General features: G+C 61.1%; 16 protein-coding genes, 2 pseudogenes and 1 riboswitch. Of the genes and pseudogenes, 11 read left to right on the top strand and 7 right to left on the bottom strand.

The genetic code is table 11. The features are described from left to right. The first annotated feature begins 80 nt into the window (after positions 1–80). Both KZH41_RS06165 and KZH41_RS06160 read left to right on the top strand, forming a co-directional pair. The gene (locus KZH41_RS06165; RefSeq protein ID WP_094953761.1) at positions 81–350 is read left to right on the top strand and encodes a hypothetical protein; all 270 of its coding nucleotides are present in this window, start codon (positions 81–83) and stop codon (positions 348–350) included. Continuing rightward, positions 347–2386, top strand: a complete 2040-nt coding sequence (locus KZH41_RS06160; protein ID WP_263274527.1) for a S9 family peptidase — start codon at positions 347–349, stop codon at positions 2384–2386. The genes KZH41_RS06165 and KZH41_RS06160 overlap by 4 nt, the downstream gene beginning before the upstream one ends. A 22-nt stretch (positions 2387–2408) precedes the next feature. Here KZH41_RS06160 and KZH41_RS06155 read toward each other — a convergent pair. Beyond that, positions 2409–2652 (bottom strand): annotated as a pseudogene (locus tag KZH41_RS06155) (MBL fold metallo-hydrolase); the annotation flags it as partial. 172 nt (positions 2653–2824) lie between these two features. Here KZH41_RS06155 and KZH41_RS06150 point away from each other — a divergent pair. Genes KZH41_RS06150 through KZH41_RS06135 form a run of 4 tightly spaced genes read left to right on the top strand, consistent with a single transcriptional unit; the run spans position 2825 to position 6273 of the window. Continuing rightward, complete coding sequence (locus KZH41_RS06150) at positions 2825–3415, top strand: paraquat-inducible protein A (protein WP_242154497.1); 591 nt, start codon at positions 2825–2827, stop codon at positions 3413–3415. Then, positions 3412–4056, top strand: coding sequence for a paraquat-inducible protein A (locus tag KZH41_RS06145; protein WP_094953764.1), 645 nt, complete (start codon positions 3412–3414; stop codon positions 4054–4056). Before KZH41_RS06150 ends, KZH41_RS06145 begins: the two co-directional genes overlap by 4 nt. After that, on the top strand, positions 4037–5698 hold the full coding sequence (locus KZH41_RS06140) for an intermembrane transport protein PqiB (RefSeq protein WP_263274526.1): 1662 nt from the start codon (positions 4037–4039) through the stop codon (positions 5696–5698). The genes KZH41_RS06145 and KZH41_RS06140 overlap by 20 nt, the downstream gene beginning before the upstream one ends. Before the next feature lie 14 nt (positions 5699–5712). Further along, the gene (locus KZH41_RS06135; protein ID WP_094953766.1) at positions 5713–6273 is read left to right on the top strand and encodes a membrane integrity-associated transporter subunit PqiC; all 561 of its coding nucleotides are present in this window, start codon (positions 5713–5715) and stop codon (positions 6271–6273) included. Between the two features lie 1170 nt (positions 6274–7443). Here KZH41_RS06135 and KZH41_RS06130 read toward each other — a convergent pair. The 5 genes from KZH41_RS06130 to KZH41_RS06110 form a co-directional block, all read right to left on the bottom strand. Beyond that, positions 7444–10173 carry a LuxR C-terminal-related transcriptional regulator gene (locus KZH41_RS06130; protein WP_263274525.1) on the bottom strand — a complete coding sequence of 910 codons (2730 nt, stop codon included), beginning with the start codon at positions 10171–10173 and terminating at the stop codon, positions 7444–7446. Positions 10174–10458: 285 nt separating this feature from the next. Further along, on the bottom strand, positions 10459–11823 hold the full coding sequence (locus tag KZH41_RS06125; RefSeq protein ID WP_094953688.1) for a DUF1329 domain-containing protein: 1365 nt from the start codon (positions 11821–11823) through the stop codon (positions 10459–10461). A gap of 43 nt (positions 11824–11866) precedes the next feature. Beyond that, positions 11867–13726 (bottom strand): DUF1302 domain-containing protein, encoded by a 1860-nt coding sequence (locus tag KZH41_RS06120; RefSeq protein WP_263274524.1) that lies wholly within the window; start codon positions 13724–13726, stop codon positions 11867–11869. Between the two features lie 333 nt (positions 13727–14059). Continuing rightward, on the bottom strand, positions 14060–15742 hold the full coding sequence (locus tag KZH41_RS06115) for a fatty acid--CoA ligase (RefSeq protein WP_094953686.1): 1683 nt from the start codon (positions 15740–15742) through the stop codon (positions 14060–14062). Between the two features lie 267 nt (positions 15743–16009). Next, complete coding sequence (locus KZH41_RS06110; protein WP_083360097.1) at positions 16010–16642, bottom strand: LysE family translocator; 633 nt, start codon at positions 16640–16642, stop codon at positions 16010–16012. A gap of 84 nt (positions 16643–16726) precedes the next feature. Between KZH41_RS06110 and KZH41_RS06105 the strand changes: the two genes are divergently transcribed. The 3 genes from KZH41_RS06105 to KZH41_RS06095 all read left to right on the top strand — a co-directional run bounded on the left by KZH41_RS06105 (position 16727) and on the right by KZH41_RS06095 (position 19566). Then, a complete protein-coding gene (locus tag KZH41_RS06105) occupies positions 16727–17692 on the top strand; it encodes a 2-hydroxyacid dehydrogenase (RefSeq protein WP_094953015.1) in 966 nt (321 codons plus the stop codon). A gap of 30 nt (positions 17693–17722) precedes the next feature. Further along, positions 17723–18721, top strand: a complete 999-nt coding sequence (locus KZH41_RS06100; protein ID WP_263274523.1) for a class I SAM-dependent methyltransferase — start codon at positions 17723–17725, stop codon at positions 18719–18721. Positions 18722–18772: 51 nt separating this feature from the next. Further along, positions 18773–18892: riboswitch (yybP-ykoY riboswitch) on the top strand. Positions 18893–18981: 89 nt separating this feature from the next. Beyond that, a complete protein-coding gene (locus KZH41_RS06095) occupies positions 18982–19566 on the top strand; it encodes a TMEM165/GDT1 family protein (protein WP_004372026.1) in 585 nt (194 codons plus the stop codon). 123 nt (positions 19567–19689) lie between these two features. Here the strand turns inward: KZH41_RS06095 and KZH41_RS06090 are convergent, their stop codons facing one another. Continuing rightward, the gene (locus tag KZH41_RS06090; RefSeq protein ID WP_094953017.1) at positions 19690–20508 is read right to left on the bottom strand and encodes a M48 family metallopeptidase; all 819 of its coding nucleotides are present in this window, start codon (positions 20506–20508) and stop codon (positions 19690–19692) included. A 226-nt stretch (positions 20509–20734) separates the two neighbouring features. Here KZH41_RS06090 and KZH41_RS30410 point away from each other — a divergent pair. Together KZH41_RS30410 and KZH41_RS30405 are read left to right on the top strand one after the other, a co-directional pair. Continuing rightward, positions 20735–22015 (top strand): annotated as a pseudogene (locus tag KZH41_RS30410) (HAMP domain-containing protein); the annotation flags it as partial. Positions 22016–22030: 15 nt separating this feature from the next. Next, positions 22031–22873: a methyl-accepting chemotaxis protein gene (locus tag KZH41_RS30405; protein ID WP_406991501.1), complete on the top strand. Its 843-nt coding sequence runs from the start codon at positions 22031–22033 to the stop codon at positions 22871–22873. Positions 22874–23123 lie beyond the last annotated feature (250 nt).

The following is a 23123-nucleotide window of genomic DNA, read 5'->3' as shown; positions in this document are numbered from 1 at the left end:
CATCTGAGTACCAAAGCCCGAGCCTTCTTTCCCCGTCAACGCTGGTTGCCTAACTGGGTCTGCCCGCATCGGAGGTTATGATGTCGATACACACCGTGACTGACATACCCGCTTCATCAAGCGCCGAACATCCCGGTATTCTCCGTGTTGCTGGCGCGTGGATCACACTTTTCCTATTGACCATCGTATACATCATAAATATGGCCGACCGTTTTGTGCTTTCCACGTTAATAGAACCCATCAAGCACGCGTTTAATTTGAGCGATACTTCTGTCGGTTTTCTTACCGGTGTTGCGTTGACTATTTTTTATGCAGTCGGTCGTGATTGTTTTTGGGGGGGCTTGAAATGAAGAAGCCAGTGAATTTGGTTGACCCCGCATTGGCAGCTGGTGTGGCGTTTCCGGCGTTTGCTCAGGCGGCAACGAATGGCAGCGCCGTACCCAATGGCAGCATTGCAATGAGTCGCGACGCGGCCGCTGACTCCAACTCGGACATCGTAGTAACCGCGCAAAACCTGCACTGCTTCGACCAGATCGCGCTCGATCCCGAAGGCAGGCTTGTCGCCAGTATCGAGGGCGACGTAGCCGCGACCGGCGTCCAAGCGACGCACAATGCCGTCGTCCTGCGTCGGCTCGGCGAAGCGCGGCTGGCGCCGGTCCGGCAGGTTGCGACCTGCGACCATTGCACCTTTTCGGGGGTCGCGGTGGCCAGCAACGGTGCGGTCACCTACCTGATGCGACGTCCCGACGGGCGCACGGACGTGATCGTCGATACCGCCGGCCAGCAGCGCACGCTGGCGAGCATCGATGGCAATGCCTCGACGCCGCGCTGGTCGCCATCGGGATCGGCGCTCGGCCTGCTCGTCACGATTGCGCCGCGCAAGGAAACCGGCCCGACCCAGCCGGGCGCGCGCACGATCGGTGAGCAGGGAGCGAACGAAGATCGCCAGCGGCTCGCGATCGTCGATGAAGCAACAGGCGCGATCCGGTTCGCCAGCACGCCCGAGCTGTTCGTATTCGATTTCGACTGGGCGCCCGACGGTGCAGGCTTGGTCGGCATCGCGGTCGCGGGCGATGGCGACAACGACTGGTATCATGCCGAACTGCTCGCATTCTGCGCGAATACTGAAAGCGCGGGACGGTTGGTCGTGGCCCCGCAGCGGCAGCTCATGGGTGCCCGCGTCTCGCCGGACGGTACGCAAGTCGCGTTCATCAGCGGTCTGATGTCGGACTATAATCAGGGCGGCGGCGACATCTACACCGTCCCCATCGCCGGCGGACCGGCGCGCAACGTCACGGCAGGTGCCGACGCGACGTTTAATGCAGTCCAGTGGCAGGGGCGGCAGCTGGTTGCAGCGGGCGTTCGCAAGAACAGTGTGATCGTTGTCAAACTCGATCCTGCAGATGGCCGGTTGAAAACGCTCTGGTCCGACGCCACCTCCGCCGTCTCAGCCAATGGCGGTCACAACCGGATCGTTCTGTCGCAGGACGGCAAAAGCATCGCGGGCATTTACGAGGGCTATGATCGTGCGCCCGAGCTGATCGCGGGCGGTATACCGCATCCCACGGTCGTGTCGGATGCCAACCGCGCGATGGCAGGTATTGCCAGCGGACAAAGCATCACCTGGTCGAGCGACGGCTACGACGTCCAAGGCTGGCTGGTGACGCCTCTGGCGTCCACCCAGCACAAACGCAGGCCGCTCGTCGTCGTCGTCCATGGCGGGCCGTCGGACTACGGCGGACCAGAATTCATCTGGGAAGGCTGGCGTCGCGGCCTGATTGAGCGTGGCTATGCGCTGTTCTTTCCCAATTTCCGTGGCAGCGCCGGCCGGGGCGAAGCGTTCCGACAGGCCAATCTGCTCGATCTGGGCGGCGGCGACCTACGCGACATTCTGTCGGGCGTGGACAAGGTCGAAAAGACGATATCGATCGATCCCGACCGGATCGGAATCACGGGCTTCAGCTACGGAGGTTTCATGTCTATGTGGGCCGTGACGCAAACCCAACGTTTCAAGGCGGCGGCAGCGGGCGCCAGCATCGCCAACTGGGTCAGTTATTACGGGCAGAACGGGATCGACAAATGGTTGCTGCCCTATTTCGGCGGCACCCCCCATGACAACCGCAAGGCCTATGAAGCGGCATCGCCACTCAACTTCGTCAACACCGTCACGACGCCCACGTTCATCTATGTCGGCGAGCGGGATATCGAGACGCCGCCGGTCCAGTCCCGCGAATTCTGGAAGGCTCTACGCGACAAAGGCGTCCCCACGACGTTGATGATCTACGCCGACGAAGGGCATCGGCTGCGCAATCCGAGCAACGCCGCCGATGCCGCACGGCGCATCGTCGACTGGTTCGATCACTACATGCCCTGCCCGGACTGCTGACGCTATCGCCGAGTGGTCACCGGGCGCCCGCCCTCTGTTTCAACTGCCCCGACGCCAGGAGGTGCTCAAGGTGCGCGTGAGTATGGATAATACTCACCACCTTCAACCCCAACGCATTAAGGCGCGCCAGGATCAGCTCATGATGACCGCCCGGGTCAACCACAATGGCTTTTTTTGGTAATCGGGTCACCGATGATCGTGCAGTTGCACTGCAAAGGGCCGACGGGGAAGGTTTCACGGATCAGCGCGCCTTTTTCGATATTCATGGGCGTTTCTGCAAGCGCTATGGCACATTCCAGGCGCAGTATGGTTGACCTTACCCCCGCCCCGCTCCGGAAGGGATCAAACCTGCGGCATCTCAACTGCTAAGCTGTTCAAGCGCCATTGAATCAGTAGCACTGTCCAAGACCGCAGCGCATCGCGTTTGGAGCAAGACATATGGCGAATCAACGGGTCATCTGCGAACACTGCGACTGCGTGTACGAAAAAGTTACGCTCGCCAAGCATCAAAAAGCCCTGTGCACACGCTGCGAAGGCGTATTGCAGCGCTACAACGGCCTGTCGGTGCAACAGCGCCTCGCCCTGAGCGTCACCGCCGCCGTCCTGTGGACGTTTGCTAACTTCTACCCAGTGATGAGCATCAGCCTGCAAGGTTTGAAAAACAGCGCGACCCTTTGGGATTCAGTGGTTGCGTTGAGCCTGGGGCCGATCACTTTTATTGCGTTGGTGGCAGCAATTTCCATCATCATCGCGCCGGTGTTCCAGCTGCTGTTGCTGATCTGGGTCTTGAGTTTCGCCCTGTCCGGCAGGCGCTCACCGGCGTTCAAGCTGTGCATGCGCTGGCTGGAAGCGCTGAGGCCGTGGAGCATGCTTGAAGTCTGCCTGCTCGGCGCCATGGTGGCGGTGTTCAAGCTGGCAGGCATGCTCGACGTGATACCCGGCACCGGCCTGTTTGCGTTAGCGGCCCTCAGCCTGTTGCTGATCCGCATCGCCGGGCGGGATGTGCGCGACCTGTGGGACACCTTATGAACTCACCGCCGACCGCCCGCGAGCTCAACCTGTGCCTGTGCCACACCTGCGGCCAGCCCTGCGACATGAGCGCCGCGCCCACCGAATGCGACCGCTGCGGCGCGGCCCTGCACTGGCGCAAAGAGCACTCGCTGACCCGCACCTGGGCCTACCTGCTCACGGCCCTGGCGTTTTATGTGCCGGCGAACTTACTGCCGGTGATGAAAACAACGATGCTCGGCTCGGGCGCAGACAGCACTATCATGAGCGGCGTGCTGGAGTTCTGGCAGCATGGCGCCTGGGACATTGCCCTGATCATTTTCATCGCCAGTATTGCGGTGCCGGGCATCAAGTTCGTGTCGCTGGCCCTGCTGCTGATCACCGTGCAGCGCAACAGCCTGTGGGCGCGCAAGGAGCGCTCGAAGCTGTTCCGGTTTGTCGAGCTCATCGGCTACTGGTCGATGCTCGATGTGATCGTGGTTGCGCTGGTGGCCGCACTCGTCCAGTTCCAGGCGCTGGGCACCATCGAGCCGCGCCTGGGTATTTTGTTTTTTGGCCTGGTGGTGGTGTTTACGATGCTGGCGGCCATGAGTTTCGACCCCCGGTTGATCTGGGAAAACCCACACAACGAGGAGCGCTTGGATGACGCCACACAACACTGACACGCATACAAGCACATCTGCTGGCACGCCCGCGATCAAGACGCGGCGCTTCAGCGTTTCGCTGGTGTGGATCGTGCCGATTGTCGCGGTGCTGGTGGGCATCTCGCTGGTGGTTCACAACGTCCTGCAACAAGGCCCGACCATCACCCTCAACTTCAAGACCGGCAGCGGCCTGGTCGCCAACAAAACCGAGGTCAAATACCGCAACGTGGTGATCGGCCAGGTGTCCGACGTTGCCTTGAGCGATGACCAGAAAAGCGTCAACGCCACCATCAAGCTGGCCAAGCAGGCGGAAAGCTTCACCCGCGAAGACTCGAAGTTCTGGGTGGTGCGCCCGCGCATCGGCGCCGGTGGCGTGTCCGGCATCGATACCTTGCTGTCCGGCGACTACATCGGTGCCGACATCGGCCAGTCCGATACCCGCGCCAAACAGTTCAAGGGCCTGGAAAACCCGCCCCCCATCACCTACGGCGAGCCGGGCAAACGCTTCACCCTGCACACCCAAGGCCTGGGGTCGCTGGATATCGGCTCGCCGGTGTATTACCGCAAAATCCCCGTGGGCCAGGTCGTGGCCTATGAGCTGGATGCCGAAGGCAAAGGGGTGAATATCGAGGTGTTCGTGCATGCGCCCAACGATGTGTATGTCACCGAAAACACGCGGTTCTGGAATGCCAGCGGCATTGACCTGAGCGTCGGCGCCAATGGTTTCGCGCTGAAAACCGAATCCTTGTCGTCGATGCTGGCCGGCGGCATCGCGTTCCAAGCGCCGCCCTACAGCCCCAATGACAAACCCGCCGACGAAGACCATGCCTATGAGCTATTCGACGACCAGCAAAGCGCCCTCGCCCCTCCCAACGGCAAAGGGCAATACATGGTCTTGCGCTTTGATCAGGCACTGCGTGGCCTTAAAGTCGGCGCGCCGGTTGAGTTCCTCGGCGTTGAATTTGGCAAAGTGGTGTCGATCAACCTGGATTACGACGCTAAGAAACGCAGCTTTCCGATCAACGTCGGCATCGTGATTTATCCACAATTGCTCGGGGAGGCCAATACCAAGCTGCTCCAGGCCACCAACCATGACCCCAACGATGAGGCCGGCGGCGTGCGCTTGATCGGCACGTTCATCGAAAATGGCCTGCGCGCCCAGGCTCGCAGCGGCAGCCTGCTGACCGGTCAGTTGTACATCGCCCTGGATTTCTTCCCGAAAGCCGAGAAAGTCGCGTTTGACTCGAGCCTGCGCCCGATCAACATCCCGACAATCCCTGGCAACCTGGAGCAACTGCAGGAAAAACTCGAAGGCATCGTCAACAAGATCAACCAACTGCCCATCGAGCGCATTGCCGGTAACCTCGACAGTAACCTGGTCGAGCTGCGCAAGGGCCTGACCCAGTTCAATGCCAAGACCCTGCCGAGTGTGCAGAACACGCTGTCTGACGTGAGCAAAACCTTGCAATCAGCCAACTCAACCCTGGCCGAAGACTCGCCGCAACGCGAACAACTGACCCAAACCCTGGATGAACTGGGCCGCATGTCGCGCTCCTTGCGCGAGCTGTCGGATTACCTCGGCCGGCACCCCGAATCGCTGATTCGCGGGCGCCCCGACAACGCCGCGCCGACCGGCCTGCAAGGCCCACCCCGCGAATGAGCATTGGAGCAGCCATGACGTTTCCGTTGAAAATCACCTGGGTCACCGCCTTGCTGTTACTGGCGGCCTGCAGCAGTGAGCCGATTGCGTTCCACACCCTGACCCCGGCGCACTGGAACAACAGCACGCGCGCCGAAGCCGCGGGTATCCGTATCGAAAGCATCAGCGTGCCGCCGCAGGTCGACCGGCCGCAGATCGTGATTCGCCAAGGCGACAGCGGCGTGGCGATTCTTGAAACCCAATGGTGGGCCGCCAGCCTGGCGGATGAGCTCAAAAGTGCGCTGGTGGATCAACTGGCCAACAGCAACGCCCGGCAAGCCCTGTCGTTGCGCGTTGAAGTGCAGCGCTTCGACTCGGTGCCCGGGCAGTACGCGTTGTTCGACGTGAGGTGGCGGCTAAGGCCGACCGGCGGCGGTGATCGCCCTGCCCTGAGCTGCCGCACCACCTTGCAGTCACCCGCAGGCCCGAGCATCGACGACGTGGTGGTTGCGCACCAGAACAACGTCAAACGCTTCGCTGCGCTGATCAGCCAAACGGTCGACAAGTCCCTGCAAGCGTGCCCTACGGCGCCGTAAACCTTAAGTAATACGCGGTAAACATGTGGGAGCTGGCTTGCCTGCGATACGCATGGGTATCTACGCAAATTTTTGTGTTGCGCTGAGCTTTTGACGGGGTTTTTAGGTAGATATGAGTACATATCCGTTGCTGCGGTAACGGCTGCTTAGGGTTCCGCCCTTACGGCGGGTCACTTTTGAAAGAGCCCAAAAGTAACCAAAAGGCTCTTGCCCCACCACTCGGTGCCTCGCCTAGGCTCGGCATGCCCTCACTCCGGCTTGAATCCGTGGGCCGCCGCCATGGGCCATCCTGGCCCATCGCGGCTAACCCGGCGTCCTGCCGGGTTACCCACGGATTCAAGCCTGCGTTCGGCCATCGTGGTTTAACGGGGCGCCTCAGATCAAGATCAAGATCAAGATCAAGATCAAAAGCAAAGAGCACGGCGGCCTAGTAGCCGACCTGAGTGGTGGTTGAAGCAAAAGCAGAGCAGAAGCAGAGCACCATCCTATCTAGCTGATGTAATGAGATCCCAATGTGGGAGCGAGTTCGGCTGTCAGCACTGCAGTGCTCTGCTTTTCTGTGGGAGCTGGCTTGCCTGCGATGCAAGCACCTCGGTGTGTCAGGCATAACCAGCCGATGCCATCGCAGGCAAGCCAGCTCCCACATTTGATTGAGTTTCAGCCTCTAAGATCAGGTCGGCTGTCAGGCCGCCTCGACTTGCTTTTGATCTAACCACTCAGGTCGGCTACCAGGCCGCCGTGCTCTTGCTTTTGATCTTGATCTTAGGCGCCCCGTTAAACCACGCTGGCCGAACGCAGGCTTTTGAGCGTGGGTAAACCGGCAGGACGCCGGTTTAGCCGCGATGGGCCAAGGATGGCCCATGGCGGCGGCCCCGCCCAAAGCCGGAGTGAGGGCACACCGAAGCGTGAGCGAGGTGCCGAGTGGTGGGGCAAGAGCCTTTTGGTTACTTTTGGGCTCTTTCAAAAGTGACCCGCCGTAAGGGCGGAACCAATAGCAGCCGTTACCGCAGCAACGGATATGTACCCCGCGCCCCCGCGACAACCAAAGAATTCAACCCATAAAAAGATGTGTAGATACCTATGCTGCGATACGGACGACTGGAGACATCAGGCACACAGCGTTGATGCCATCGCAGGCAAGCCAGCGCCCACAGGAAAGCAGATCGGCTATCAGACCAGCAAGCCCATCGACTTGGCCCGCGCCACCGCCTGGGTGCGGCGCTCCACGCCCAGCTTGCTGTTGATGTGGCTGGCGTGGGTTTTCACCGTGTGCAGGGAGATGAACAACTGATTGCTGATCTCCTGGTTTGAGCAGCCTTGGGCGATCAGTTGCAGCACCGCCAACTCGCGGGTGCTGAGGGTTTCGTGAGTGGGCGAGGTCTCGACAGCAGCCACCACCGGCAGCAGCGCCAACAGGCTCTGGCTCAACAAACCGTGCGGGTCTTTGCGCAGTTGTTCGCGCATCCAGTCCGGGTAGCCTTCCAGCAGGCGCTGGAACGGTTGCAGTGCGCCGCCGGCGCCCGCCTCAAGCGCCTGGGCCACGATCGGCCGCGCCTTGGCTTCCTGGCCACACTCCAGCAGTAAATGCGCCTGTTGGGTCAGGGCCATCAAGGCAATCATCTGGCGCCCGCTGTTGTGCGCCTGCTGCGCCAGCTCTTCGAGGCGTTGCAGGGCCGCCGCCGGTTGATGACGAATCGCATCCAACGCCGCCTGTTGCAGCCCAATGTGTTGCGGCAAATGTGGATGAAACTCAGGCGCGGCAGCGGCGTGCTCGCCGTTGTAGGTCTGCCCCAGGCGGGTCAGCCAGGCGTCGGCAAGGTCGGTACGGCCTTGGGCCAGCCACAATTCGCATTTGATCAGCGTGATCATCGCCAGGTAGTAGATCGGCGGCACGTCCCAGATATGCATCAAGCGCTCGGCTTCGGCGAGTTCGGCGAAGGCTTTGGGGAAATCACCGCGCCGCCCTTCAAAGCTGGCGATCACGCAGTGCCCGATCAACACGCTGATATCCCGACAGGCGCGGGCCTCGCTCAAACCGGCACGCAAACGCGCCAGGCCGGCTTCGGGCTGATAACGCACCAGCAGCAAGTAGCCTTCGTAGAGCGACAACCGCGCGCGCACGGCGTAGAGCCGCTGAGGCGCAAGGCCGTGCAGGCGTTGCAGGCCTTGGCGCACTTCGTCCAGGGAACGCAGGATTTCGCCGCGCGCCTGCAACACTCGCGCGCGGTCGTAATGGGCCAGGGCTTCAAATAACGGGTTGCCGACGCGTTGCGCCAGCTCCAAGGATTCGCGATTCAAACCACGGGCGCGCCACAGGTCGGCATCGACGATGGCCAGGTTGGACAGGGTCGACAGGCACATCAGGCGCTGGCCGTAGCGTTTGTGCGGCAGGCTTTCCAAGGCCTCGCTGCAATAACGCTGGGTCAGCTCGCGGTCGCCACGCCCACGGGCGATGATCCCGCTCAGCGCCAGCCATTGGGCCAGCATCGACTTTTGCGCGGTGGCCGACGGCGCCGGCAGGAAGCGGCTGAGGTAGCCGGACAACTCTTCGGCCGCATCCAACTGGCAGGCCAGCCCCAAGGCCCAGCTGTACAGCACGATCAAGCGCGGCGTGCTGATCAGCAGGCTGTCGGGCAAGTCCATCTTCCAGCGCAGCAGCATGCCGACATTCTGCTCGGCGAGCAGTTGCTCCTCCGACAGGTTCTGCACCAAGTTGGCGGCCACATCGAGGTGACCGGCGCGCAACGCCTGCTCCACCGCTTCGTCGATCAAGCCCTGGGCGTTGAACCAGCGGCAAGCCCGCAGGTGCAGGCTGGCAATCGGCAAGGTGGCATTGCTCGCTCGGCGGGTGCGCAGCAAATCGGAAAACAGGTGGTGATAACGGTACCAGTGGCCTTGTTCGTCCAGCGGCACCAGAAACACTTGGTGGACCTGCAAGTAGCGCAGGATCTCAGCGCTGTCGTGGGCTTCGCGCACGGCGTCGCACAATTCGCTGCAAAAACGATCCTGAGGCGCGGTGTCGTACAGGAAGGCTTGAACCTCAACCGGCAGGCAGTCGATGACTTCTTCGAGCAGGTAATCACGAATCAGCCCTTCGCCACCGTGCAGGCTTTGCGGCAGCGCGCTTTCATTGCCGGCTTCGGCGATGGCCAACAACCAGAAACGCAGGCCGGCCACCCAACCTTCACTGCGCCGGATCAAGTTGTCCAGGGCCTCGCCGCGCAACGAGCTGCTGTGCCGATCCAGCACGGCCAGCGATTCGTCATGGGTCAGGCGCAGGTCTTGTTCGTGCAGCTCCAGCAGGTGCCGCGACAGCCGCAGCCGTGCCAGGTGCCAGTCGGGGCGCTGGCGGCTGGTGACCATGACCACCAGCCCATCGGGCAAGTGATTGAGGAAAAACTGCAGGCAGCGATCCAGCACCGGGCCCTGGGCCAGATGGTAGTCATCCAGCACCAGCAATAATGGCGCGCGCGTGGACAGGTGCAACGTCAGCTCATCGAGCAGGCCGTCGAGCCATTCTTCAAAGGCAAAGGGTTGGTGACGCTGGCGCATTTTCAGCAGGCCCAAGGATTGGGCACCGAGTTGCGGGAAGTACTGTTGCAAACCGTCGAGCAGGCGCTCGAGGAAACGGCCCGGGTCGTTGTCCCGTGGGCTCAGACCCAGCCACAGGCTTTGCCAATGCGCCGGCAAGCTCTGGCAGAACTCCACCGCCAACGAACTCTTGCCGAACCCGGCCGGGGCACTGACCAATAACAATCGCCCTGCAAGCCCCGCACTCAGCCGTTCGCACAGGCGCGGGCGCAGCACATAGCCGTCAGGCAACGGTGGCCTGTAGAAGCGCGCTTCCAGGGTCGGAATTACCGCGCTTGCAGGCCCTTGGATTCGGGACAGATCAGTCATCGCCGGGCTCTTGTAGAAGGCTGTTGTCGGCATTGCAGATGTCCGCAGACTAGCGGTAAAAGCGGCGGATTTGTAGATCTTTGCAACATTTGACTGAAAAAGAACTGCGACAAAAAATGTGGGAGCTGCCTTGCACAAGGCTGGCTTGTGTGGGAGCTGGCTTGCCTGCGATAGCATCAACTCGGTGTAACTGATACACCGAGGCGCCTGCATCGCGGGCAAGCCCGACTCCCACACAAGCCAGCTTTACACAAGCCAGCTCCCACATTGTCGAGCGAGTGCTGCTTAGCGAACACCATCCTGGCGCAAGGCCGCTGGGGTGAAGTCGCTGGTGCTGGCGGTGAAGCCGAAGTCATACGCCTGTTTCTCTTCGTTCTTCATGCCCAGGGCCAGGTAGCGGCCGGACTGCAGGTCGTAGAGGGTTTCGATGGCGTACCACGGCACTTGCTTGTCGTAGTAGTTCTCGGCATGCGCTTCAGCAACGCGCCACAATTGGCCACGGCCGTCGTAGTGGTCGATCACCGCCGCTTGCCAGGTGTCTTCGTCGATGAAGAAGTCACGCTTGGCGTAGATGTGGCGCTGGCCTTCCTTCAGGGTGGCGACCACGTGCCAGACGCGGCGCAGCTCGTAGCGAGCCAAGTCCTGGTTGATGTGGCCGGCCTTGATGATGTCAGCGTACTTGAGCTTTGGATCGTCGATCTTGTAGCTGTTGGAGGCGATGTAGATTTCTTTCTTGCCTTCCAGCTTCCAGTCGTAGCGGTCCGGTGCACCGTTGTACATGTCGAGGTTGTCGGACGTACGCAGGCCGTCGGCCGCAGTACCCGGCCCGTCATAGGACACTTGCGGCGCCCGACGCACACGGCGCTGGCCGGCGTTGTAAACCCACGCCGAACGCGGCTCTTTCACCTGGTCCAGGGTTTCGTGCACCAGCAGCACACCACCGGCCAGACGTGCCGGCGCGGTCACTTGCTGCTTGAAGTAGAACAGCACGTTGCCCGGGTTTTTCGGGTCGTAGTCCTTCATTTTGTCGCGGAACACGAACTGGTCGCGGAAGTACACCAGGCTGTACGAGCCGTTGGTTTGCGGGGTGGCTTGGGTGACCAGACGGGTCACGCTGCCGCCGCGATAGCGGGTGATGTGGTTCCAGATGACTTCCACGCCGCTTTTCGGGATCGGGAACGGAATCGCGGTTTCGAAGTTTTCCAGGCCGTTACCGCCGGACACCAGGTTGGTGTTGGTGGCGTTCTTCTTGATGGCGGCGAACACATCAGCCGGCACCGTGGCGCCGCGATGGGTCGGGTAGACCGGCATCTTGAAGGTGTCCGGGTAACGCTTGAACATCGCGTACTGCCCCGGCGCCAGCTTGTCTTTGTACTGCTCGACGTTCTGCGCGGTGATGGTGAACTGCGGTTGTTCGCTGGCATACGGGTTGGCCAGGAAACCCCGGGCATCCACGGCACCGGCATTGGTGGGCAGTGGCGACCATTTCGGGATGGTGCCGGCTGCGTTACCGGCCATTTCAGCGCCCATCGGGGTCAGGCTCGTGCCCAGCTTGGCGGCTTCATCCGCCGAGACTGCCGCCATGACGCTACCCGCCAGGATCGACAGCCCAAGCACACCCACGTGCAACAGACTTTTAGTTATTTTCATGTTCTGGTTCTTCCTGAAAACAGACTGCTTAAAGAGAGTGTGCTTAGAAGTTCATGCCTGCGCTCAAGGCGATAAAGTCACGATCGTCCACGGTGCTGAACTTGCCACCAAAGAAGTTGGTGTAGTTCAGGCCAACGGTATAGGTGTTTTGATACTCCGCATCGACACCCAGGCTGACAGCCTTGCGACCTTCTTCGAAGTTGCCGCCAGGGCCCGGCGAGTAACCTTTGACGTCGTGGGACCAGGCCACGCTAGGCTTGAGGTTTACACCGGCAAACGTGTCCGGGTATTCCCAGATCGCCCGGGCGCGGTAACCCCAGGACGTAGCCGTGGTATAACCATCGTTGTTGCAGTTGGTGTTCAGGCCGGACGCATTGGGCAGGCCTGCACCTTGACCGGTCGAATTGTTCAGCCCGTTACAGAAGCCGCCAGGCAGGCTGCCGGGACCGAAGACCGGATCACGCCCGTAGCGCGCCTTGTCTCTACTCTCCAAGCCGCCCACATGAGTCACGCCGATTTCACCCACGGTGGTCAGGCGGGTGGCGCCCATAACCTGGTCGAAGAAGTGCGTGAAGGTGGTCTGGAACTGGGTGACTTCCTTACGGTTGTAGCCGTGCAGGTCCTGCCCCGGCCTGCCCTTGAGCACCGAAGCATTGCCAAAGCCCGGAATCGGCGTGACGCCCGCATACAGAATATCGGTGGTGCTCAGCTGTACCGGCGCGTTTGGCCGGTAGCTCAATTCACCACTCCAGGCGGTGCCGGTCGGCAACGTGGTGGAGAAGCTCAAGCCATACAAGCGGATATCTTCCGGGTACTCGACGAAGTACTGGGAGCTGCCCGCCACAATCAACGGACGCAATGCCGCCAGTGGTCCCAGCGGACGGGTGTAGGCCGAGTTTGGCGCACCTGTCGCGCTGAAGATCGGCGCACGGCTGTGGTAGTTCATGAAGTACGCGCCGAACTCAGTGTCCAGCGGCTCGAAGTTGTAGTGCATGGCCACGCCGAACTGGCCGCTGTCGCGTGCATCACGGTCACCGCCGCGACGTACCAGCACGCCTTCGTTGTTCACATCGACGCCGAGCGTGTTAAGGGTTGGCAAGGCCGCGCCAGGAATGGTGGAACGTTTGTTCAAGACCCGCAGGTTGTTACTGCAACCGTCGGCAATCACGTCAGGCTGGGAGAAGAACGTACCGCAGTTATCCACCACGGTCTGGTCCCACTCCAACTGGTAGAACGCCTCTGCGGAGAGGTTGTCGGTCAGGGTCTGGGACACGTAGAACATATTGACCGGAATCAAGCCTTCCTTGATCTCAGCGCCCGGGCGACGGAACGCAGACACATCGATCGGGTTGATCGAGTTGATACCGCCGCCAATAAAGGTACTTTCGCCCCAGCTCACTACCTGCTTGCCAAGACGCACGTTACCCGGCTGATCGGCGATGGTGTAGTTGTGGTAGACGAAAGCATCGAGAATCTGCCCGCCAGAGGACTTGGCGCCCTCTTTACGGTTGTCGTTGCTGACGTTTTTGAAGTCGAGGTCTTCGTTCTGCAGCGCAAAGTCATACCAGTACTTGCCACGCACAAAGATGCCGGTATCGCCGTATTTCAACTCAAGGTCATGGATACCCTTGAAGATCTTCGAAAAGGCATCACCCTTGTCGAAGTTCAGGCGGCCGTCGTCGGAGGTTTGCGAAAGCCCCTTGCCACCGTTGTTGGCACCGATCAGGTCTTTATTGCGACCGGCAGTCGACCAGCTCGCCCCCACCGACAGGGATGAGTCAAAGCTACCTTCGATTTCACCGATGTTGAAACTGACGCCGAATGCGGGCCCGGCGAGCGTAGAAGCGAGACTGACGGCCAGGGGCAGTCTTGCCCGGCGCCAGAACTGGTTTACTGAGGTCATCGACGCTACTCCATGTGCATTATTGTTATGGCAGTGAGTTCTGTCTTCTGGATGCATGTACCGGCCGGAATACAAAGATTCCAATGCCGAACGGCAACCGAGCCCCCTTGGCTCGAAGCGCAACATCCTTGAAAAACTCTGAGAGGGACTATAGCCAGCAGGGGGTACCGCTTGATCCCTCTAAAGTGTGATTTGCATCACCAACCCGTCTGCCACAGTCCTTTCGCCACGCCGACGAAGGCCGGCTAGGCAAGGATGGCTGAAAATTGGCAAATCACAAGTGAAGGCGCGAGATAGAGCATTGCCGCGCCCGAACGGGCGCGGCGAGGGGCATCACAGGGTCGAGAGGAAGGTGCTGTTGTTGGCCTGCCATTCAATGATGTCGATGCGGATACGTTTTTTGTCGAGTTTTCCTACGCTGGTCTTGGGAATTTCAGTAACAACGGCGATCTGGCTCGGAATCGCCCACTTGCTCAAATGGCCCAGCTCGACAAAAGGCTTGAGGTGTTCCTTGAGCTCGCGAGCACCTATCACATGGCCATCACGCACCACCAGCAGCGCAAACGGGCGCTCGCCCCACTGCGGGTCGGCGATGCCCACCACCGCTACTTCGCGTACCGCCGGGTGACGGCTGACCAGGTCCTCGAGGGCCAGGGAGGAGATCCACTCGCCGCCCGTCTTGATCACGTCCTTGATGCGGTCACGAATATCGATCACGCCAAACGCGTCGAGGGTGGCCACGTCGCCGGTGTGCATCCAGCCGCCTTCCCACAGCTCGGCGCCCTTTTGCGGCTCGTTGTAATAGCCCTCGGTCAGCCACGGTGCACGCAGCACCAGCTCCCCCTGGGACTCGCCGTCGGCGGGCAGGAAGTGACCCTCGGCGTCGACAATCGCCGCTTCTACCAACGGCCCAGGCACGCCGGCCTTGATGCGGTAGGTGGTGCGCTCGTCTTCGGTGCCGGCCATCAGTTCTTCGTTGAGGTGGGCGCAGGACACCAGCGGCCCGGTCTCGGACATGCCGTACGCGGCGGTCAGTTGAATGCCGCGCGCCTTGGACGCTTCGTACAACGTGCGATTCAGCGCGCTGCCGCCGATGACGATTTTCCAGCCGCCAAAATCCACGTCTTGGGCAGCCTTGGCATTGAGCACCATTTGCAGGATGGTCGGCACGCAGTGGGAGAAGGTGACCTTTTCCTTGCGCCACAACTCCACCAGGTATTCCGGGTCGTAGCGGCCGGGGTAGACCTGTTTCAAACCGAGCATGGTCGCCACGTACGGCAGGCCCCAGGCGTGTACGTGGAACATCGGCGTGATCGGCATGTATACGTCGTTGGTGCCTAGCAGGCGCACGCTGTCGACGCTGCCCATGATGGTCGCCACGCCCATGGTGTGCAGCACCAGCTGGCGGTGGGTGAAGTACACGCCCTTGGGGTTACCGGTGGTGCCGGTGGTGTAGAAGGTGGTGGCGACGGAATGTTCGTCGAAGTCCTGGAAGTCGTACTTGGGGCTGGCGGCCGCCAGCAGGGTTTCGTACTCGCCGACCAAGTTGGGCAGCTCGGCGGTCTTGGCGTCGCCGTCGGTGAGCAGCAAGGTCTTGTCGACGGTGGTGAGTTGCCCGGCAATGGCCTGGTAGAGCCCCACGAACTCACTGTTGACCAACACAAAGCGGTCCTCGGCGTGGTTCATGGTGTAGAGAATTTGTTCCGGCGAGAGGCGCACGTTGATGGTGTGGATCACCGCGCCGATCATCGGGATGGCGAACATGCACTCCAGGTAACGGTGGCTGTCCCAGTCCATCACGGCGACAGTGTCGCCGGCCTTGACCCCGGCTTCGGTCAGCACATTGGCCAAGCGCGCAACGCGCTCGATCAGGGTCGGGTAGGTGTAACGCAGTTTGTCGCGGTAGATGATTTCCCGGGTCTTCTCGTAGCGTGCCCCGGACATCAGCAGGCGTTTGATCAACAGTGGGTATTGGTAAGCGCCTTCGGCGGGTGGGATAACACGGGTCTGCAACATACTAATCCCTTATCTGACTGCACGGTCGTGGCTTGAAGACCAGCACTGTAGAGCGCTTATGTGTCAGCTAAATCAGCCAAAGGAATGATTTGTAGACCCCAATGAATGCTAGCTTTGCGCCATTACTTGAGCCTAGCCGAGATCCAATGTGGGAGCGGGCTTGCTCGCGAAGGCGGTGTATCAGCCTAGGTATTCGGTGACTGACACTCCGTATTCGCGAGCAAGCCCGCTCCCACATTTTGAGCCGTGGTCACTCAAGAAATTCGTTTACTTCATGCTGGTGAAGGCCAGCTTCACGCCAATCGCAATCAGCACCGCGCCCATCGTCCGATCGAACCAATGCCCCATCCGCGCAAAACCAGCACGCACCCGCTGCTGGCTGAACAACATCGCCACCATGCAAAACCACAATGCCGTCGCCACCGCCAGGTACAGGCCGTAACCGGCCTGGATCGCCAGCGGCGTGTGCGGGTTGATCACCACGGTAAACAGCGACAGGAAGAACAGCGTGGCCTTGGGGTTCAAGCCATTGGTCACAAACCCTGCGGTAAATGCCCCGCGCGGGGTGCGTTCGCCCACTTCACGGTGCAACTCGCCCTCGGCAACAGGCTTGGCCGGCTGCGCGCGCAAGGCCTTGAAGCCGATGTACAGCAGGTAGGCCGCTGCCGCCCATTTCAGCGCATTGAACAGCACGATGGACTGCGACACGATCAAGCCAATGCCCAGCAACGAGTAACCCACGTGCAGGAAAATCGCCGAACCGACGCCGAGCGCCGTCCAAGTCCCGGCGCGGCGGCCATGGGTAACACTCTCGCGCACCACCACGGCGAAATCCGGGCCAGGGCTGGCCACCGCCAACAAGTGAATCAAGGCTACGGTCAAAAACTCGGCGGCGTACATACTCACTCCATTAAGTAACGGATTATTTCATCTGATAGGCTCGGCAGATTACGCCTTCGAACCCTGTCGCAAAAGGTACAGTTGATGACGAACAATCGCCGCGCCGTCTTCCTTGATCACCCGTCCCTGGACCTGGGGGACCTCGACCTCAGCGCATTGCGCAACAGCTTCAGCGACCTGCAACTGTACGCGCACACCACGGCGCAGAACGTGATCGAACGCCTGCAAGGCGCCCAGGTGGCGATCAGCAACAAGATCGCGCTCAACGCCGAGACCCTGCAGGCCTGCCCCGAACTCAAGCTGATCCTGGTGTCGGCCACCGGCACCAACAACATCGACCTCGCGGCCGCCCGCGCCCTGGGCATCACCGTGAGCAACTGCCAGGGCTACGGCACGCCGTCGGTGGCGCAGCACACGATCATGCTGTTGCTCAACCTGGCGACACGCTTGAACGACTATCAACGAGAGGTCGCCGCCGGCAAATGGCAAGAGGCCAAGCAGTTCTGCCTTCTGGACTACCCGATTGTCGAGCTGCAAGGTAAAACCCTTGGCCTGCTCGGCCACGGCGAACTGGGCAGCGCCGTCGCACGCCTGGCCGAAGCCTTTGGCATGCGCGTGGTGCTCGGCGCGATTCCAGGGCGCCCTGCCCGCGCCGACCGCGTGCCGCTGGATGAACTGCTCGCGCAGGTCGATGCGCTGACCCTGCACTGCCCGCTCAATGAACACACCCGCGACTTTATCGGCGCTCGCGAATTGGCACTGCTCAAACCCGGCGCATTTATCGTCAACACCGCGCGCGGCGGTTTGATCAACGAACAGGCGCTGGCAGACGCCCTGCGCAGCGGCCATCTGGGCGGCGCGGCCACCGATGTGCTGAGCGTGGAACCGCCAGTGAATGGCAACCCACTGCTGGCCGGCGACATTCCTCGCTTGATCGTCACGCCGCACAACGCGTGGGGCAGTCGCGAAGCGCGGCAGCGCATCGTCGGCCAATTGGCAGAAAACGCCCGGACCTTTTTCAGCGGCGCCCCGCTGCGCGTCGTCAGTTGATAAACTGCGCCCCTTTTCAAGGAGCAGACCATGGATCCGCGCAGTGAAGTACTGCTTCGTCAGGCCGAACTTTTTCAAGGCAACCTGCTGCTGGTAGGGTTGCCCGCCGACGACTTGCTCGGCCGCCTGCCCAATGCCCACGGCTGGAGCTGGCATGCCGGCGACCAGGCGGCGCTCGATGCGCGCTTCCCTGAGCGCAGCCAGTTCGGCGTGAACGTGCCCGAGCGTGGGTTTGATGCGGCGGTGATTTTCCTGCCCAAGTCCAAGGACCTCACCGACTACCTGCTCAATGCCGTGGCCGCGCGCCTGCCCGGCGCCGAGCTGTATCTGGTCGGCGAGAAAAAAGGCGGTATCGAAAGCGCCGCCAAGCAGATGATCCCGTTCGGCAAGCCACGCAAGCTCGATAACGCGCGGCATTGCCAGCTGTGGCAAGTCACCGTGGCCAACGCCCCGCAAGCGGTCGAGCTGGAAAGCCTGGCGCAAGTGTTCGACGTGCCATTGGCCGAAGGGCCGCTCAAGGTGGTGAGCCTGCCAGGCGTGTTCAGCCATGGTCGCCTGGATCGCGGCACCGAGCTGTTGCTTGAGCATCTGGACAAGCTGCCCAGTGGGCATTTGTTGGACTTTGGCTGCGGCGCCGGCGTGCTGGGAGCTGCGGTCAAGCGTCGCTACCCGCATAACACGGTGACCCTGCTGGACGTGGATGCCTTTGCTGCCGCCAGCAGTCGCCTGACCTTGGCAGCCAATGGCCTGGAAGCCGAGGTGTTGACCGGTGACGGCATCGACGCCGCGCCGATGGGTTTGAACGCGATTTTGAGCAACCCACCGTTCCATGTCGGCGTGCATACGGATTATTTCGCCACGGAAAACTTGCTGCGAAAAGCGGCGAAACACCTGGCAAAAGGCGGCGAACTGCGCTTGGTCGCCAACAGTTTCCTCAAGTACCAACCCCTGATCGAAGAGCACTTGGGCGTGTGCGCAATCAAGGCCGAAGGCAATGGTTTTCGCATTTATCGTGCCAAACGCGGCTGATGGTTTTTTGAAAAAGAAGGCTTGCCGAATGGGTTTTGCCTAGGCAAAATCCGCTCCGTCCTAGGGGAGTAGTCTCCCACGAGCGCCATGCTCGTCCGGCATACGTCAACATACTTGGTCAACAGACCATGGCGTATGCGACCCAGGAGTCCGCACAGACGGACCGGGGTTTGACAAGACCTATGACACGCACACCTTACCCGGGGCGGGAAGGCTGTACGTGTCATAGCCGTGTCGACCCGCCCCTGGAAACTTACCTGATGCTGGATTCATTACTCGTACCTACCGCAATCGTTGCCTTGGCCGAAATCGGCGACAAGACGCAGCTGCTCGCGCTCATCCTTGCCGCACGCTTTCGCAAACCTTGGCCGATCATCGCCGGCATCGTCGCCGCGACCCTGGCCAACCATGCGGCTGCCGGTGCCGTGGGGGCCTGGTTCGGCAGTTTCTTCTCGGATGCGGTGTTGCACTGGATCCTCGCGGCAAGCTTCTGTGCCACGGCGCTATGGACCTTGGTGCCGGACAAACTCGACGATGACGAAGCCAGTACCACGCGCAAGTTCGGCCCGTTCCTGACCACGCTGATTGCGTTCTTCCTCGCAGAAATCGGTGACAAAACGCAAATCGCCACGGTGATGCTGGCGGCGCAATACCCTGAGCTGTGGCTGGTGATTATCGGCACCACCTTGGGCATGCTGATTGCCAACGTGCCGGTGGTTCTGGCGGGGAATTTCGCGGCGGAAAAACTGCCGTTGACCTTGATTCGTCGACTGGCGGCTACGGCGTTCTTCATCCTGGCGATTGTTGCGGTGTACAAAGCCATGCAAAGCAGCGGCTGGATCTAGCCCGACCTGATCACTCCCACGCTCCGCGTGGGAATGCATTCTGTGACGCTCTGCATCACGCTTTTAAGAGCGGACGCAGAGCGTCCAGAGCGGCATTCCCACGCAGAGCGTGGGAACGATCAATCAGGACTTTTTGGCCTGCTGGTAAAGCGGCATCACCTTCGGAATCGCCGCCTGCAACGAGGCGATTCGGCTGTCGGAAGCCGGGTGTGTGCTCATGAACTCCGGTGGCGCACCTTCCGAAGCCTTGGCCATCTTGTTCCACAACGTGATGGCCGCGTTCGGGTTATAACCAGCCCGGGCCGACAGCTCCAAGCCGATCAGGTCCGCTTCGTTTTCATTGGCGCGACTGTTGGGCAAGGTCATGCCGTAGTTGGCCACGGTATCGGCCAACGCCAGGCTGTCCTGACCCAAACCGAACAAGGCACCGGCGCCCTGCTTGGCCATCTGGATGCCGTAGGCCTTGGACATGGCCTCACGCCCGTGCTCGCGCAAGGCGTGGGCGATTTCATGGCCCATCACCGCAGCCAGTTCGTCATCGGTGAGCTTGAGGTTGTCGATCAACGCGCTGTACACAAAGATCTTGCCGCCAGGCCCGCAATTGGCGTTCATCTCATCGCTTTTGATCAGGTTCACTTCCCACTTCCACTGCGCCGCATCCGGGCGGAACGTCGGTGCCTGGGCGATCAGACGCTTGGCAATCGCCTGCACGCGCTTGGCGTTGGCGCTGGTCTTGTCGAGCATGCCTTTGCCGCTCGCCTCACCCAGCGTTTGCTGGTAGGACTGGGCATACATCTGGTCGACTTCTTGGCTCGACAGCATGCTGAACATGTACTGCTTGCGCTCTACCCCAACGGCACCGCCGCTGGTGGTATTGACCGACTGACAACCGGCCAGCAGCATCGCTGCACTGAGTACGCTTACTGCCAATGATTTTTTCATGACGCTCTCCCTAGAATCCTGGCGCGTATCGTAGGCGGTCAAATGTATCTGCGCCAGATACACAAGACGTGTAACCGCAGATTTTCAGATACGCCCCACACGCCCACTGCGGCGGCGAACAGCCCATTTGCGACATCCGGCGCTCTTTTACCGGCCCACCCTTAAGCCTCCCGAGCCCGCGGCCGATACAAGAAGGCAGCCCTCTGCCCCTGCGCCCGGAGCCTTCATGAAATTCAAGTCGATTCAGTTTTCTGTCGCAGCACTGACCGGCGCCATCGTGCTGAGTGTGGTTGCCGTGTTGGTGCTCTACGCCGTGTTTGCCGGCGCGCGCACCCAGGAACTGGTGCAGGACCGCACCCAGGCGCAGTTTGAGCAGGTCATCGAGCAGCGCCTCACAGCGTTGGCGCAAACCCAGGCCACGCTGATCCAGCGCGAATTGGAAGCACCCCTGGTGACCGCCAAAGGCCTGGCCACCGCCAACGCCCTGCTCGGCATGAAAGACGCCAAGGGCGAACCGGCGCTGCAGGTCGGGCGCGAACAACTGATCAACCTGCTGCACGAGACCGTGGTGCGCAACCCGAAAATCCTTGGCGCTTATATCGGCTGGGAGCCCAATGCGATTGACCATAACGACGCCGCCTACGTCAACACGCCGATTGTCGGCATGGCCGCCGACGGGCGCTTTTTGCCGTGGTGGTACCGCAACGCTGATGGCAGCCTGGGCCTGGATAAACTCGCCGACGTCAACGACCAGAACATCCTCGCCACCGGCGTGCGCGCCAGCGAGTACTACCTGTGCTCCAAAGAGAGCAAGAAGCCCTGCGCCATCGACCCGGCACCGTATAAGGTCGGCAATGCGATGGTGATGCTGGCCTCGTTTATCGAACCGATCATGATTGACGGCGCCTTCCAGGGCATCGTCGGCGCCGACCTGTCAGTCAATTTCATCCAGGACATGCTCACCCGCGCCGACCAGAACCTCTATGACGGCGCCGGCGAGCTGGCGCTGATCTCCAGTAACGGTCGCCTGGTGGCCTACACCAAGGACGCCAGCCAGCTCGGTGAAAAAGCCACCGACCTGCTCGACAGTAACGAACTGGCCAACCTCAGCCAGCTGAAAGTCGGCGAAGTGCGCTACGACATCGACAAGGAACACGGGCATATCGTGCTGTTCCTGCCCTTCAACATCGGCCAGGCTGAAGCGCGCTGGACCTTGATGATGCAACTGCCGCTGAGTGCAGTAATGGCCGACTCGCAGAAACTGCAAAGTGACCTGCAAGCCCAGCGCAAAACCGACACCTTCGGCATGGCCATGGTTGGCCTGTTGATCGCTGGCATCGGCTTGCTGGTGATCTGGCTGGTGGGCCACGGCATCGCCCGCCCGCTCAAGCAAATGGTGGCCATGCTCAACGACATCGCCCAAGGCGAAGGCGACCTGACGCGCCGCCTGACCAGCGACCGCGCCGATGAACTGGGCGCGATTGCCACGGGCTTCAATACCTTCCTGATCAAGCTGCAGGGCATGATTACCCAGGTGGTGAGTTCGGTGCAAAAGGTCAGCGATTCGTCGGAGCACACCGCCGACATCGCGATCCGCACCAATCAGGGCGTGCACAAACAAATGGTCGAGATCGACCAAGTGGCCACCGCCGTGCACGAGATGACCGCCACCGCCCAAGACGTGGCGCGCAACGCCACCCAGGCTGCGCAAGCTGCCAGCCACGCGGACCAAGCCGCGAGCCAAGGCATGCGCGTCGTGCGCGACACCTCGACGTCAATCGGCGCGCTGGCGCAAGAAATCGGCCGCGCGGTCGTCGTGGTGCAAACCCTGGCCAAGGACAGCGAGAACATCAACGCGATCCTCACGGCGATTCGTGGCATTGCCGAGCAGACCAACCTGCTGGCGCTCAACGCCGCCATCGAGGCGGCGCGGGCTGGCGAGCAAGGCCGTGGGTTTGCGGTGGTGGCGGATGAAGTGCGCAACCTGGCGCAGAAAACGCAGAAAGCCACCGAAGAAATCCAGACCATGATCCAGCAACTGCAACAAGGCACGCGGGACGTGGTGAAGGTGATGGAAGACAGCCAGAACCGCACCGATGAAAGCGTGCAACATGCGGCCAAGGCCGCTGAGGCACTGGAAACGATTACGCAGGCAGTGTCGGTGATCAACGACATGAACACCCAGATTGCCAGCGCAGCTGAGGAGCAGAGCGCGGTGGCTGAGGACATCAATCGCAATGTGATCAATATCGGCCAGGTGGCCAATGAAGTGGCGGGCGGCGCGGATGAGTCCAGCGCGGCCAGTGCGGATTTGACCAAGTTGGCAGAGCAGCAGCGGCGGTTGATCAACCAGTTTAAGGTTTAGGGATTTGCGGTGGTTTTGAGGGCGCTATCGCAGGCAAACCAGCTCCCACGCTTGGATCTGTGAATACAGTCAAAGTGGGAGCGGGCTTGCTCGCGAAGACGTCGGCCCAGTAAACATTGATGTTGACTGACCCACCGCTTTCGCGAGCAAGTCGAATCGTCGCACCGCCGCTCCCACAGGGGATATGCGCTTAGCTGAACGGCATTCGGGCAAGCCCGCTCGCCACAAAAGCTCGCCAGCTACAGATTTT

This window comes from Pseudomonas sp. YeP6b (assembly GCF_025642995.1).
In the GTDB taxonomy this organism is placed as follows: domain Bacteria; phylum Pseudomonadota; class Gammaproteobacteria; order Pseudomonadales; family Pseudomonadaceae; genus Aquipseudomonas.
The sequence above is the reverse complement of the archived record's forward strand: the minus strand, read 5'-3'. Positions and strand labels throughout refer to the sequence as shown.

What these genes read in the sequence shown, in the direction of transcription:
- KZH41_RS06145 (WP_094953764.1), top strand. Translation starts at nt 3,412, where the DNA reads ATGAACTCACCGCCGACCGCCCGCGAGCTCAACCTGTGCCTGTGCCAC.
- KZH41_RS06090 (WP_094953017.1), bottom strand. Translation starts at nt 20,508, where the DNA reads ATGAAAAAATCATTGGCAGTAAGCGTACTCAGTGCAGCGATGCTGCTG.
- KZH41_RS30405 (WP_406991501.1), top strand. Translation starts at nt 22,031, where the DNA reads ATGATTACCCAGGTGGTGAGTTCGGTGCAAAAGGTCAGCGATTCGTCG.
- KZH41_RS06160 (WP_263274527.1), top strand. Translation starts at nt 347, where the DNA reads ATGAAGAAGCCAGTGAATTTGGTTGACCCCGCATTGGCAGCTGGTGTG.
- KZH41_RS06120 (WP_263274524.1), bottom strand. Translation starts at nt 13,726, where the DNA reads ATGACCTCAGTAAACCAGTTCTGGCGCCGGGCAAGACTGCCCCTGGCC.
- KZH41_RS06130 (WP_263274525.1), bottom strand. Translation starts at nt 10,173, where the DNA reads ATGACTGATCTGTCCCGAATCCAAGGGCCTGCAAGCGCGGTAATTCCG.
- KZH41_RS06125 (WP_094953688.1), bottom strand. Translation starts at nt 11,823, where the DNA reads ATGAAAATAACTAAAAGTCTGTTGCACGTGGGTGTGCTTGGGCTGTCG.
- KZH41_RS06140 (WP_263274526.1), top strand. Translation starts at nt 4,037, where the DNA reads ATGACGCCACACAACACTGACACGCATACAAGCACATCTGCTGGCACG.
- KZH41_RS06100 (WP_263274523.1), top strand. Translation starts at nt 17,723, where the DNA reads ATGGATCCGCGCAGTGAAGTACTGCTTCGTCAGGCCGAACTTTTTCAA.
- KZH41_RS06115 (WP_094953686.1), bottom strand. Translation starts at nt 15,742, where the DNA reads ATGTTGCAGACCCGTGTTATCCCACCCGCCGAAGGCGCTTACCAATAC.
- KZH41_RS06105 (WP_094953015.1), top strand. Translation starts at nt 16,727, where the DNA reads ATGACGAACAATCGCCGCGCCGTCTTCCTTGATCACCCGTCCCTGGAC.
- KZH41_RS06110 (WP_083360097.1), bottom strand. Translation starts at nt 16,642, where the DNA reads ATGTACGCCGCCGAGTTTTTGACCGTAGCCTTGATTCACTTGTTGGCG.
- KZH41_RS06165 (WP_094953761.1), top strand. Translation starts at nt 81, where the DNA reads ATGTCGATACACACCGTGACTGACATACCCGCTTCATCAAGCGCCGAA.
- KZH41_RS06135 (WP_094953766.1), top strand. Translation starts at nt 5,713, where the DNA reads ATGACGTTTCCGTTGAAAATCACCTGGGTCACCGCCTTGCTGTTACTG.
- KZH41_RS06095 (WP_004372026.1), top strand. Translation starts at nt 18,982, where the DNA reads ATGCTGGATTCATTACTCGTACCTACCGCAATCGTTGCCTTGGCCGAA.
- KZH41_RS06150 (WP_242154497.1), top strand. Translation starts at nt 2,825, where the DNA reads ATGGCGAATCAACGGGTCATCTGCGAACACTGCGACTGCGTGTACGAA.